The sequence below is a fragment of the Leptolyngbya sp. AN02str genome (assembly GCF_050565595.1).
Taxonomy (GTDB): domain Bacteria; phylum Cyanobacteriota; class Cyanobacteriia; order Elainellales; family Elainellaceae; genus Kaiparowitsia.
In genome coordinates, this window is sequence record NZ_JBNXVR010000008.1 from 64,549 (window position 1) to 77,645 (window position 13,097).

The window sequence follows — 13,097 nt, forward strand, 5'->3', positions numbered from 1 at the left end:
CCGAATCCGTTAGTTCAGCGTGAGCCACTTTTGACCATTAAGCCGCTGCACGGTGTACAGCAACAGCAGGTCAAGGGTCACCTTGCGCTCGTCAATCATGAACGATTCCAATAGGCTGAACTTGGAGCCATTGTCTGCGCAGGAAAAGACCTTGGGACTTTGGAGATCGTCTTTCAAAAAGCCCACCATGAACTGGCGCTGCCCCGATTGGAACCGACCCACGACTTGCCAACACTCAGTGTCTTCCATGCCTTTAATCGGTAAAGGCTTGTGGTCAAATGCCAAGTTGAGATCGGTGACACCCAGCGTTTCCATAGTTTTGGTTAACCCAGGCAAAAAGTGCTGAGTGATGAATTCTTGAAAAGGCTTGGCTTCTAGTGCAGGTGGTTTTTCCTTGGCGGGCTTGGCGGCAGGTTTGTCTCCAGCGGGTTTGCCTGCGGCAGCTTTCGGATTCGCTTTCGGCTCTTGGGCTTGGGTGTCTTCTGGCATGAGTCAGACTCTTTGCGTTGGTTTTGCGTAATTCAGGTTAATTGAGATTCAACCATGAAATTCAACCATTGCCCGCAGAGGCAGAATGGCTATGTCCACATTTTGCCATGATCCTTTGCAGAAGGTAACGTATCAACCCGGGCTACAGCGAAAGAATTCCCTGGTTTATTTCGAGGTTTTGGATTGAAAGTTGGGTAGGCATCGAGACGATCGCCCATGGTTGCGAAAGTCTAAGATGCGATGGCGATGGGTTTGTCAGAGCTTTGAGGGCGGTATTGGCCAACGGGATAGTGATCCATATGGCGATAGAGCCGATGTGGCAGCGTTTTGCGAATTGAGAAAAACTCAACAGCGGCTTGTCCATCATCCAAAATGCGAACCTTGGGTGACAAATCCTTGGGAGGGGAGCCTTGCCAGTTCCACCGTTCATCCGTCGGTAAAGTGCTAATGAGATGGTGAAAGCTCCAACTGCGGCGATTGCCCGAAGCCCCAAATTCGCGCAGCTCTCGCTTTAGGATGGAGGCCACCAAGTACGAGACGGGTGAGCGATCGCCCGCGATCGCCGCCATGTAGTGCTCCAACGAGCCTTCGGGTTTGGGCGGCTTCTTCCAATCTTGAGTGTCGGCCAGGGTTGCCTCAAGCTGGGCGGTACCGCTCATCTCTTCGGGAACGGCCCACACAATGCCAGCACTACCAGCTTCATCGCGATACAGGTAGGCGACCAGCCGCAAATCGGGTTTGAGCGAAAGCCCAGGCAGCTTTAGCAAAGGGGCCGCCGGATTTACAGTAGAAATAATCCAGCGATTGGCCAGGTTGGGGGCTGTTTGTCCTGCCAGCGCCACTCCACCAAAGTTGAACAGCCCACTCAGGTCATCGACCGACTCCGGCTCGGGCATATCTGCCGATGTTGCCGCTTGAATTTGTTTTTCCAAATTAGGTAACACAAGCCCACTTTGAATGTACTTGCGAACCTTTTGTAGCGCTTCGAAGGAAAATTTTTGAATCGACATGACCGAAGTGGGTCTTTTTGTGGAGGTTAAGCAGGGTTCAAAAATTGCTACACCAATTTTATAAACTGGTGAAAATTCTCTCAAAAGCCTAAATTTAGCAAGTACAAAGGCCAAGGTTAAATTAAGATACCAGGGAACTTCTGCACTGTGAGTAAATATCTTAGAAAAAAAGCAGGGATCTCGTCGTTTGACAAGACTTTAATGTTCCTGTAGGGCTTTGCGATTGGGCTGTGGAAGCAATTTCGAACTTAGGTTTTGTTAAAGCAAGTTTGGCGATTTGTTGCTCTTTGATTTAGCGACCAATCTTTGCTTTAAGAACTAGAAAATTTCTGGTAGATATCTGCTCCTGGTGATGAAGGTTTGCACTATTCAAGAATGCCCAAAAAAATAGGCTCACCTCAACGATGAGCTACTTTGCACATAAATTGCAATCATCATTGGCAAAATTGGCAAATATGCCGCTAAGAGGGCCGATCTCTCAACTTGCCGATGCCCCAAACTGCACGAGCCTCGACAATCATTACTGATCATCTGCGCGGGATGATGCCAAGAACTCAGCCTGTTGGACTCAAGGTTGTCGAGCCCGATTTAGCCTGACCAAACCTGAACCTGCCAAGTTGCACAGTATGGTTGCCTCAACGAACCGCTGAACCGTTACTGATTTTGAGTTGGAGGTTGAATGGTGGCCTGTTGGGTATTGGAATCCACCCAAATGATTTGCACTTGGTTGGGGGCAATGCGGCTGCTTTGCTCTTGCATGACTCGATAGGACTGCTGAGGGTCAAAGTGACGCTTGAAGTTGGTTTGTAGGCCATCAACGCGGGCCTCCATCAATTCAACCTCTTGATGGATGACCTTGAGCTGCTTTTGGTGCGATCGCATGTCGGGTGCCAACCGAATAATGGTGCTCGCAGCAACCAGCGCGAATAGGGAATTAACGGCTAGTTTGACTCCAGCCTCGATGGCGATCGCCCGATGGTGCTGCTTCTTGGGCACACGACGGCGGCGAACCCGAACCGAAGGCGGTTGTGCTGGTTCTGCTAAACCCACTGAAGTCTGGTAGCGTTGAATCGCGGACATACCTAAAAGAATCCCTACTAAAACGGAAGCAATTCCAGTATCTGGGAGCAGTTCAGCACCATTTCGCCAGAAACTACACCAATATAATCGCTCTCTGGCAATGCGGCATCGGCTTTTAGCAACGAATTTCAGGGAAAGAAACGCTGGCATTTAAACGATTTAGGTGGTATGCCGTTGTGCGACATGCCACCTATATGAGTTTCGCGATTTAGTGTGCCCAGCGGGATGACTAGGGCCAACAGCCTCGCCGAAATCTACTTGTAAAGCTCTGTCGAGAGCCGGAAGGCCATCACAGCAGGCAATAGTGCAATCACTAAAGCAACAAAGACTTGAGTATCTGATAAAGCCATCTTTTGTAAGACTCCTTCAAACAATCGGGCAGCAATCGTTCAATTAAACCGTAAACCTTTGCTCCAAAGCCTTTGCAGCAAAGCTTACTTGTAGACCAATGTCGGCTAAATTGGCCATTGGGGGAACATCCTGTCACAGACTGTAACATTCCATCACATGGGTTAAGGTTGATAGGGCAACCCATGCTGTGTCGCGACTGCGCCTAGAACTGGCGATCGCCCACGAATGTAAAGCCGTGAGTGTGACAGCAGAGGCTAGGCACGGTAGACCGGCAGCGTAAAGTGAAAGCAGCTTCCCTGGCTGGTGACCGAATCTACCCAAATTTGCCCGAAGTGCGCCCGCACAATGCGTTGACACAGCGCTAGACCAATACCATAGCCATCTTTGGCATGGTCGCGCTCCAGCCGGAACCGATCTTCAAAGATTTTTTCTTTATTTTCTTCGGGAATGCCGGGTCCGTTGTCACAAATGGTGACCTGCACCTTTTGCATAGTGCGGTGCAAAATCGAAACCTCAATGGTGCCGGAATCGGGGGTGTATTTGCTGGCGTTATCCAGCAGGTTCGTCATGACTTGTCGAATGCGATCGGCATCGGCATACACCGATGGCAAGTCGGAAGGAATGTCGGTCACAATGTGCTGAGCCTTGGCTTCAAACTGGCTCTGCAAATCGTGCAATACGTCCTGGCATAGTCGCTTGAGATCCAGCTTTTGAGGTTGAATTTGCAGCTTGCCAGCGTTGCCGCGTGCTGCTTGCAGCACATCGGTAATCATGCGATCAAGCGCTTTAGCTTGGGCTCGGGCATGGCGAATTAGCTGGCGAACGATGGCGGGAGTTAGGCGATCGCTGCGTTCATCGGTGGGATCATTCGCCAAATCTAAGGTTTCCAGTGCGATCGACACAGCCGTTAAAGGATTCCGCAAGTCATGAGCCAACATGGCAATCAGGCGATCCTTGAACTGGAGCTGTTCCTGGAGTTCTTCTTTTTCCTGATTGAGCCGAAAGATTTCATCGGACAAACGGGTCATCTCAGCAACATAGGCAACTGAATTCACCGACGACAAATTCCCAATGAAATCGTTTTCGCTCTTACCACCGTTCTGGGAGTTTTGCAGTTGGGAGCTTTGAATATATTGCTCTACCGATTGCCGCCAGGGCACCCAAGCGCGCTCAATCTGCCCTACCAAATCACTTCCTGCTAGGGTTTGGCGCGGTTCGGGATGGATTTTGACCAAGGCCGGTGTGGCCACAAGCTTGAAGTGTTCAACTAAATGGGGCTGCTCACTAACGTCTATGACTTGTAGGTCAAATGGATAGTCGGCCCCCAGTTCGGTTAAGCGAGTTTGAATTTGGCGAATCCGCTCATTTGAAGATGGGCGCTTATCCACAAACAGCAATAGCTGTAAGGGGGTGTTGGATTTGGAAGTGAAATTGGGCAGAGCCTCCATGCGATTTTAGGGGGATAGGGATAGATAAAAGGCTGCACCAAAACGGTATCGCAAAGCAGAAGGTTAGGCAGTTTGGCTAATCTTTACTGATGAGAGACTGATGAGAGTATCGTCTGCGATCGCCCGTAACGTGACCTCGAAGCATGCGGTGCTGTGACTTCATAAAAATCCGATTCAGCAACCGATACAAAGAGCAAACACGGTGCGATCCCCTTCCAAGAAACCAGTGCACCTATAGCCTACCCTGTTGAGGCAGCCTTTTGTGCAATTCTGGCTCAGGTTGCTTTTTACGCTGCAACAGCCACCCGAGGTCGTAACTACAGGATGGCACGATACGATTGCACCACTTGCATTCTGCGCATTGCATTCTGCCCATCGTGCGTCAGCCTAGTGATGGAAAAATCGTTTTGATTTGGACTGGGTTTTTGATAGAGATAACGCCGAAATTGAGAACTTAGGTTTGAAAAAGTGTTTCTTGCTCAATGCTGGGAACGCGGTTCATAAAATAAAACAGAATGTCGTTTTTGTAACTTAAGGGAAAAATAGTAGAGCATAGAGCTAGGTATGCAGATCAGTTGATTCACAGTAAAACACTTCCAGAACTTGAACGCTTGAACGTTAGCTGGAAATAGCATCTAAGGTTGGTTGCTAGTACCATGAAAATTTTGGTTTTGGCGTGGGAGTTTCCGCCTCGCATTGTTGGGGGAATTGCCCGCCATGTCGCTGAGCTTTACCCTGAGGTGGTCAGGTTAGGGCATGAGGTTCACCTCTTGACGGTTGAGTTTGGCCAGGCTCCCCATTACGAAGTGGTGGATGGCATTCGAGTGCATCGCGTTCCGGTAGGAGCCAGCCAGGACTTTTTTCACTGGGTTGGCAACATGAACGAAAGCATGGGCCGACATGGTGGCAAACTGTTGCTCGAAGATGGCCCGTTTGACCTTATTCATGCGCATGACTGGTTGGTGGGAGATGCGGCGATCGCCCTCAAGCATGCCTTCAAGCTTCCCCTCGTAGCTACCATTCACGCAACTGAGTTTGGCCGCCACAATGGATTGCACAACCCCGTTCATCACTACATCAATGGCAAAGAAAAGCTTTTAGCCCACGAAGCATGGCGGGTAATCGTGTGTTCGGACTATATGCGGCGTGAAGTTGAACGAGCCCTGTATTGCCCATGGGATAAGGTGGATGTGGTGTTTAACGGCATTCGCTCCAGCAAAAAGCCCCAACGTCACCAATTTGACCATCAAGAGTTTCGCCGCCGCTTTGCAAGCGATCGCCAGTCCATTGTGTATTACGTAGGCCGCCTCACCTACGAAAAAGGCGTCCAGGTTTTGCTCAATGCCGCCCCCCGTATTCATCGAGAAATGAACGGCCACGTCAAGTTTGTGATTATTGGTAGCGGTCAGGCCGATGCCCTGAAGCGACAAGCCTGGGATATGGGCATCTGGGATATCTGCTTCTTTACCGGCTTTATGTCCGACGAGGATTTGGATCGCTTTCAAACCGTGGCCGATTGTGCCGTCTTTCCCAGCTTGTACGAGCCGTTTGGCATCGTGGTGTTGGAAAGCTTTGCCGCACGGGTGCCCGTAGTAGTGTCCAATACGGGGGGCATTCCCGAAATTGTGCGCCATCAGGAAACGGGGATTGTCACCATTACCAACAACTCTCACTCGCTGGCAACGGGCATTCTTGAGGTGCTGCAAAATCCTGACTTAGCGCAGCGCCTGGTGGTGAATGCGTATCAAGAGCTTGAAACTCGGTTTAGCTGGGGGTATTTGGCCAGCCAAACTGAGGGAATTTATCGTCGGGTGGTGCAGGAGCGGCAGCTAGTGGCCTGGTAGCAGTGAACAGTGGTGTGGCGTGGCTCAGCCCCCGGACGCAGTTAGGAAGTACAGGTGAACTCTGGTACAGTAGCTCTTAGCATTCTTTGTTCTTCATCACTGTTACGGGCACCGTTTCCTGCATGAATGCTGCACCTCAGCCACCAACCCTACGCCCTTATCAACTCCAGCTCATCAAAGACCTGTACGATACGCTGGGGCGGGGCCACAAGCGTGTGGCTGTGATTGCCGGAACGGGGGCAGGCAAAACGGTGATTGCCGGACAGATTTGCGCCCATGCCGAGGCCAGGGGTTGCCGCCTGCTGTTTCTGGTGCACTTGGATGTGCTGGTGGGTCAAACCTACGACAAGATGAAAGCCTTTGGGCTCAAGTGCGGCTTTATTAAAGCAGGGTGGGAAGAAGATCCTTCAGCTCCGATTCAGATTGCCAGCGTGCAAACCATGGCCAAGCGCAACTGGTGGCGCAAGTGGCATGCCGATGTGGTGCTGTACGATGAGGCCCACACAACGGTATTTAGCCGGGTGGGGCAGCAGCTGATTTACCAAACTCACAAAGATGCGGTGCATTTGGCGTTGACGGCGACTCCCTACCGTCTGGGACGGGATCAACTGGGTGACCACATGCAAACGCTGGTGGCTTCGCCTGTTCCCTCGGAACTTCAGAAGATGGGCTTTTTGGCCCCGATGAAGTATTACGGGATGCCAGAAGAAACTCAGGTTGATTTGGATGGGGTGCGTACGGTTGCGGGGGACTTTGATGAGCGAGATCTCAAGATTGCGTGCGATCGCCCCGAATTAGTAGAGCGCATTGTTGATGAGTGGCTGCGCCTTGTGCCCGATAAGCGCACGATCGCCTTTTGTGTGGATGTGGAACATGCTCGTCATGTGGCCCAGGCGTTTAACGATGCGGGGATTCCTGCGGCAACGGTCGATGGTGAAACTCCCATCAAGGAGCGTAAAAAGCTGTATGACGGTTTGCGGGATGGGGAAATTACCGTGCTCACCTCTTGCAATGTCATTAGCATTGGGTTTGATGAGCCGAGTGTGGAGGCGGGGCTGTTGCTGCGGCCTACGCAATCCCAAGCGCTGCACTTTCAGCAAATTGGTCGGGTTATGCGCATTTCGCCTCAAACGGGCAAGCTATACGGCACGATTTTGGATCAGGCGGGCAATCTGCGGCGATTGGGCTTCCCTGAAGATATTAAAGGGTACCACCTGCCAACTCGCAGCGAACCCGAAAGTGGTGAGGGCAAAGTACCCACCAAGCAATGTCCGTGCTGTGGGCGCATTGTGTGGATTTTTGTGATGATTTGCCCGGATTGCGACCATCAGTGGGGCAATGATGCGCCCCTGCCCATGGATGACCTGGAAGAGGTGCTAAGCGAAGAGCAACTGCTCATGATGCAGGAGCAGGAAATGATGCGGGGGTTTCATGATTTGCGGAAGCGCCATTATGAGGCTGGAGAATCGCCTGCGTGGACGACGCGCAAGTTTTTTGAAAGCTTTGGGTGCTTGCCCAAAGATGTGTGGTGTTTGGGCTCGATCTTTGGCAAGCAGCCGTCGGTCGAGGATAAGTACGCCTACAAGGATTATCTAATGGCGATCGCCCAGCGGCAGGGCAAGTCTATTTCCTGGGTGATTAGCGAGTACCAAAAAGAGTTTGGCGCAAGCCGTTGGGAAGAGATCTTTTTGGAGCGACGAGCCTAACGAATCAGGATTTGGGTTGATCGGCCTTTTGCTGAATGGCCTCTCGAAAGCCGAGCACCACCAAAATATTGGCTAGGGTGAGGAAAAATTCTGCGCCACCGTGCAGTGCGTCAACATTGGCCAATTCCTCGCCATAGGCAACTTTGGCGTAGATGCCTGCGGGAATGGTCACCGCAACGAACACCAACGTCATGTAAAAGCCAATCAGCGCTAGACGGGGCGTTTGCTTGGTGCGGGTGAGAAACCAGAGAAACCCCAAATAGGGAAATAGGGAGAAGGCAAAGAGCGATTCTTTGGAAAACATGGGGGAGATTGCCGTTATGAATTGGGTGTGACGGTCTGTTGCGATCGCCAAATCCACCAAGCAGCAATGCACAGCGTGCCGTTGCCAACCATGGTCATGGCGGCTTGTACCGTGACTAACCAGGCTAGCGACGGCTCATTGTCAAAAAAATGCCAGGTGCAGGCACACATGGCGCTCACCAGGGCCGGCAACATCCCAAAGGAGAGCGATCGCCAGGCTGGATTTTTGATCACCTCGGCAAATTGCCACACCAACCAAATTGCGGCTATCCACTCAATCACACTTGAAATATGGATCACCCAGGTGGGAATTGAAAGGACATTCATAGACACAACGGAATGCGAATTCCGCGAAGAATGAAGGACGAACACAACATCTAATACTAACGTCAGTTTCGGTTAAGGGCTTTTCTAAGGTTCGCGCATCCCGCGAACCTTAGAAAAGCCCGTTGTTGCCTGTGTGACGCGCACGCAACAATGGGCTTTTCTGCGGGCACTTCAGCTGATCCAACACTCAGGTTAATCCTACGTCAGTTCAATTGTTCGATGCGGTTCCGCCGCCAGCGCGCATGAGGCAGATTGCCACAAAGGGAGTTTGAGATTTCTTGACGCTCGGTGAGCATTCCTCGTTTATTGTTAGGGATGCATGGTTTGTGAAATGGTGTAGGCATTGATGCGCGCGGTTTTGTGTGGCTATTACGGCATGGGCAACGGAGGCGACGAGGCACTGCTGGCAACGCTGTTACAAATGCTGCCTGCCCATGTGGAACCTGTGGTGCTTTCTGGCAACCCTGCCCAAACGGAACGGGATTACCAAGTCCAAGCGTGCGATCGCAACTCGTTTTCAGCCATTGTCAACGCCTTCCGCCAGTCCGATGCGTTTATTTGGGGTGGCGGTAGCCTAATTCAAGATGCCACCAGCGCCCTTAGCCCCGTGTACTACGCCGGGTTAATGGAGCTGGCCCAGCGCATGGGGCTAAAAACGATCGCCTGGGGCCAGGGAATTGGCCCGCTGCATCGTCGCACTACCCAGTGGCTTGCCCAACGAACCTTTTCGGGATGTACGGCGATTAGCGTGCGCGATCGCGCCTCTGCTCAGCTGGTCAACCAGTGGAAGCTGCCCTTTACCCTCGCGCCCGATCCCGTATGGGCGCTTCAGGGAGAACCCATGCCGGGATTGTGGGACATGCCCGCACCTCGGGTGGCGGTTGTGCTACGTCCTCATCCCCTGCTCACTCCAGAGCGGCTGGATAGGGTGATCCAGGCGTTGGTGGATTTTCAAACCGCCACGCAAACCTATCTATTACTGATTCCGTTTCATCTGCATCAAGATCTTGACATTGCCAAGTCGATTCATGGGCGCTTGCCCAACGCTAGCCACATCGTTCAACTCCGCAGCCCCTATCAGCTCAAAGGTGTGTTTCAAGGAGTGGAAATGGCGATCGCCATGCGGCTGCATGGATTAATTATGGCGGCCTCCGCGGAATGCCGATGCTTTGCCATTAGCTACGATCCAAAAGTTACCCAACTGATGCAGGATTTCGACATTCCCGGTTGGTTGCTAGAAGACATACCCGAGGATGCGATCGCCATGGGCAAAACCTGGATTGACCACTACGCCAACGGCGATCCGCTATCGAAAAATCAAATTCAAGCGGTTCAAGATCGGGCCTATGCTCATCAGGAATTGTTGGAAACTGCGCTGCTGGCTGCATCCAGTGGGTAAATGCTGCTGGAATTTAAGTTGCCAATCAGTTGCCAATCAGTCGCCAATTGGCCAACCATTTAACCATTTGCTCAGGCAATGGATGCAACCGTTAAGCTAGAAGCAGGTGCAGCATTCAACAACTAGTGTTGAACGGGTAGAAACGAGAGCAGATGTATTAGTTGAACTGCGGGCGATCGCGCCATTCTGCTCATCCTTATCCTAAAAAATGTAAGAAATTGCTCCGAATCTCAATATTCCATGTTGCGATTCGCAGTTGTTGAACTATATTGAATGGCAATTTCAAATCTATATTCATGCCACGTTGATGGGTTTTATCGGTCGAGCTACCACGCCCAGTAAATTCCTGATTAAGCACCTCCTTGAGTGAACTGCTGAATAGATGACCGAGTGAACTGACCTCGTTAATATGTGAACTGGTTAATAGGCCCCTCTTGCAAATAGCTGCACATCACCATGACTGATAACCATTCTGCCGACAATCCGCAAGGTACTCCTCAACAGCCCAACCCACCTTCCTCGTGGTTCGCAGGCTGGGAAGAGTTTTTGCAACCACCCGAATCAGACGCAAATCCCACCGCAGAGGGGCAGCCTGCCGAAGTGTGGCCCGGTTGGCAAACGGTCGATTTTCCCAATGCAATTCCGATGGAGGCATTGGAACGGCAGGGCACCAAGGCGCAAGGATCTTCAAACACTTCTGCCCCGCACCAAGCTCAAGGCAAACCATCGACCAATCCAGTGGATTTGCCGGATTGGTCTGTGCGCACGATTCCACCGGCACCCGCCGCTAACTCTTCCGCAAACCCTTCTGTCACGGCACCTGTAGATGTCGCCGAGGTAGAGTCTGGGCAGTTCAATATTTCTGAACTGGTGAGCCTGATTCAAGAGTTGAATCAGTGCAATAGTGCGCTGTTAGATCGCGTGTCGCTGCTGGAAGAAGCACTCGACCAGAGCCAACAAGCTTTGCAGGCGGGGCAAGCGGCAACCCAGCAGGCCGACTTAGGCGAACTTGTGACCACTCAGCAGCAGCTAACACAGCTTTTTCAGGAATTGGAAAGCTCTCACCAAGTGAATCAGCGCCAGCAAGAACTGATTGAAACCTTGACCAATCAGGTGACTAGCAGCCAGGAGCGCCTGATTCGGCTTGAGCAAGACTATACAGCCCTGCAAACCCAAAACCAGGAGCAAGCCCATGTGCTGGCTCACAGCGAAACGCTGTGTCGCGATTTGCAGGTTCGCTTGCAGCGGCAGCAGCGGTATACCCTACAGTTTAAGGCGGCGCTGGAGCGATGTCTTGAGGTGGCAACACCACCGTTTGATGGCGGTACGGTAGAGGGTGTGCTGCCTGTCACCCAGCCGCTTTCGCCCAAGCTGCAAACGATTCAGCCGTGGTCAACTCAGGCAGGTGGCTCTCAGGTGCCATCGAAGCTGGATGCGCTGGTGAATCAGCCAGCGGCGGAGGAGATCAGCCCAACGCCACCCGTACCGAGCAAGAGCCAAGAGGCGATCGCTCCGGTTGGGTACGATGCAATGGCCTATGATGCCTATGATGTGGCGGGGGAAGAAGAAGACGTTGCGGAAGCAGTGCAGTCTGCTGCGGCTGAGCTGAAGTCGGTGCTGGATAGCTTGTTGCAAGATCCACCCGGCGCTGAAAAGAGCGGCACCACCCGCGAAAACCTGTGGCAAGATTTGTCGAAGTTGGTGGATATGCCTACCGAAGAGACTGTGGAAGCTGTTGAACAGCCCATTAGCAAACCGTCCGATCGCCCATCCTCCATTCCACCGTTGCGGTTTGGCGTGGACACACCGCCGCAAAAGGTGGCGCGGATGCCGCTGTCGATGCCGATGGAGTCGCCCCAGTCTCGACCGGCTCCAGCCCATGCCAATGCTCAGCCTCCCGTGCCGATCGCATCGGAGGGCAGCTCTCCTTCTCCCATCGTGTATCCCCAGCGGCCCACCCGCAAAATTGCTTCATTAGCTGCGGTAGATTTGCCCACGTTTCCGCGTAAGTAGCGGATAGGGTGGCTCATCGTTGGCCAAAGCCTGGATATACCCTAATACACCCTGAGTTTTGTATAAGCTGAAGTGCCCATTTTTGCGTGCGCGACGCGCACGCAAAAATGGGCTTTTCTGAGGGTTGCGCGTCGCGCAACCCTCAGAAAAGCCCTTAACTGAAACTGACGTTAATCCACAATTTGCACTATGCAATGAGCCCTCATGAGATGACGCGTTCTGTCATTTCATGAGGGCTCACTAATTGCACGGCTTGAACGGCTATCGGAGCTGCACAAGTTTTTGACTAGACAGTTGTGCGATCGGTCAAAATTTCGTATCCAGTTTCTGTTACCAATACGGTGTGCTCAAACTGAGCCGAGAGCTTGCGATCAACCGTCACAACCGTCCAGCGATCGCTCAGTGTGCGGGTAATCTTGCTGCCCATATTCACAATGGGTTCGATCGCCAAAGTCATACCGGCACGTAGCTTGACATTGGGTAGCTCAAAGGTGCGGTAGTTGAACACAGAGGGCTCTTCGTGTAGATTTCGGCCGACGCCATGGCCCGTGTAATCTTCCACAATGGTAAAGCCGCTGGGTTTGACGTGATCTTCGATGGCGGCGGCAATATCCATCAGAGTATTGCCAGCCTTAACCTGTTCAATGCCCTTATACAACGCTTCTTCCGCCACTTGAATGAGGCGTGCGGCCTCGTCGGTAACTTGGCCCACGGCAATGGTGATGCACGAGTCGCCGTGAAATCCATCGAAGTAGGCTCCTGTATCGACCTTCAGCACATCGCCTTGATGAATTTGCTTGCGTCCGGGAATGCCATGCACGACTTCGTTGTTGATGCTGGCACAAATGGAGCCTGGAAAGCCGTGATACCCCTTGAAGCTAGGGGTTGCGCCCATTTCTCGGATGCGCTTTTCGGCGTGGGCATCGAGGTCGGCAGTGGTCATGCCGGGTTCCACCAGTTCCGAAATTTCCTTCAGTACGGTGGCAACAATTTTTGCCGATTGCCGCATGATGGCGATTTCCTCAGCGGACTTGATGTAAATTCCGCGACCGCGATTGGTCACCACGGGGGCGGGCGCTACTTTGGGGATCAGGTTGCTGAGAAAATTCATGGTTGTGCGTTGTAAG

The 13,097-nt window shown here is 52.2% G+C and carries 12 protein-coding genes; 4 read left to right on the forward strand and 8 right to left on the reverse strand.

Annotated features, from left to right (window positions below):
* Positions 1-9 precede the first annotated feature (9 nt).
* From ACQ4M4_RS08185 to ACQ4M4_RS08205, 5 genes are all read right to left on the reverse strand, one after another.
* Complete coding sequence (locus tag ACQ4M4_RS08185) at positions 10-489, reverse strand: DUF2996 domain-containing protein (protein WP_430683992.1); 480 nt, start codon at positions 487-489, stop codon at positions 10-12.
* A 230-nt stretch (positions 490-719) separates the two neighbouring features.
* Positions 720-1,499 carry a hypothetical protein gene (locus ACQ4M4_RS08190; RefSeq protein ID WP_430683993.1) on the reverse strand — a complete coding sequence of 260 codons (780 nt, stop codon included), beginning with the start codon at positions 1,497-1,499 and terminating at the stop codon, positions 720-722.
* 654 nt (positions 1,500-2,153) lie between these two features.
* A complete protein-coding gene (locus ACQ4M4_RS08195) occupies positions 2,154-2,579 on the reverse strand; it encodes a hypothetical protein (RefSeq protein WP_430683994.1) in 426 nt (141 codons plus the stop codon).
* A gap of 254 nt (positions 2,580-2,833) precedes the next feature.
* A complete protein-coding gene (gene psaM, locus ACQ4M4_RS08200; protein WP_430683995.1) occupies positions 2,834-2,929 on the reverse strand; it encodes a photosystem I reaction center subunit XII in 96 nt (31 codons plus the stop codon).
* A gap of 255 nt (positions 2,930-3,184) precedes the next feature.
* Entirely contained in the window at positions 3,185-4,378 is a 1,194-nt protein-coding gene (locus ACQ4M4_RS08205; RefSeq protein WP_430683996.1) for a histidine kinase, read from the reverse strand.
* Between the two features lie 656 nt (positions 4,379-5,034).
* On the opposite strand from ACQ4M4_RS08205, the gene ACQ4M4_RS08210 reads away from it, so the two are divergent.
* Together ACQ4M4_RS08210 and ACQ4M4_RS08215 are read left to right on the forward strand one after the other, a co-directional pair.
* Complete coding sequence (locus tag ACQ4M4_RS08210) at positions 5,035-6,222, forward strand: glycosyltransferase family 4 protein (protein WP_430683997.1); 1,188 nt, start codon at positions 5,035-5,037, stop codon at positions 6,220-6,222.
* Between the two features lie 122 nt (positions 6,223-6,344).
* On the forward strand, positions 6,345-7,928 hold the full coding sequence (locus ACQ4M4_RS08215) for a DEAD/DEAH box helicase (protein WP_430683998.1): 1,584 nt from the start codon (positions 6,345-6,347) through the stop codon (positions 7,926-7,928).
* 4 nt (positions 7,929-7,932) lie between these two features.
* Here ACQ4M4_RS08215 and ACQ4M4_RS08220 read toward each other — a convergent pair whose 3' ends face one another.
* Positions 7,933-8,232, reverse strand: coding sequence for a DUF3593 domain-containing protein (locus ACQ4M4_RS08220; RefSeq protein ID WP_430683999.1), 300 nt, complete (start codon positions 8,230-8,232; stop codon positions 7,933-7,935).
* A gap of 14 nt (positions 8,233-8,246) precedes the next feature.
* The gene (locus ACQ4M4_RS08225) at positions 8,247-8,558 is read right to left on the reverse strand and encodes a DUF2499 domain-containing protein (RefSeq protein ID WP_430684000.1); all 312 of its coding nucleotides are present in this window, start codon (positions 8,556-8,558) and stop codon (positions 8,247-8,249) included.
* A 346-nt stretch (positions 8,559-8,904) separates the two neighbouring features.
* On the opposite strand from ACQ4M4_RS08225, the gene csaB reads away from it, so the two are divergent.
* A complete protein-coding gene (csaB, locus tag ACQ4M4_RS08230) occupies positions 8,905-9,957 on the forward strand; it encodes a polysaccharide pyruvyl transferase CsaB (protein WP_430684001.1) in 1,053 nt (350 codons plus the stop codon).
* 456 nt (positions 9,958-10,413) lie between these two features.
* Positions 10,414-11,970, forward strand: a complete 1,557-nt coding sequence (locus ACQ4M4_RS08235; protein WP_430684002.1) for a hypothetical protein — start codon at positions 10,414-10,416, stop codon at positions 11,968-11,970.
* 286 nt (positions 11,971-12,256) lie between these two features.
* Here ACQ4M4_RS08235 and map read toward each other — a convergent pair whose 3' ends face one another.
* Positions 12,257-13,081, reverse strand: a complete 825-nt coding sequence (gene map, locus ACQ4M4_RS08240; RefSeq protein ID WP_430684003.1) for a type I methionyl aminopeptidase — start codon at positions 13,079-13,081, stop codon at positions 12,257-12,259.
* Positions 13,082-13,097: the final 16 nt, after the last annotated feature.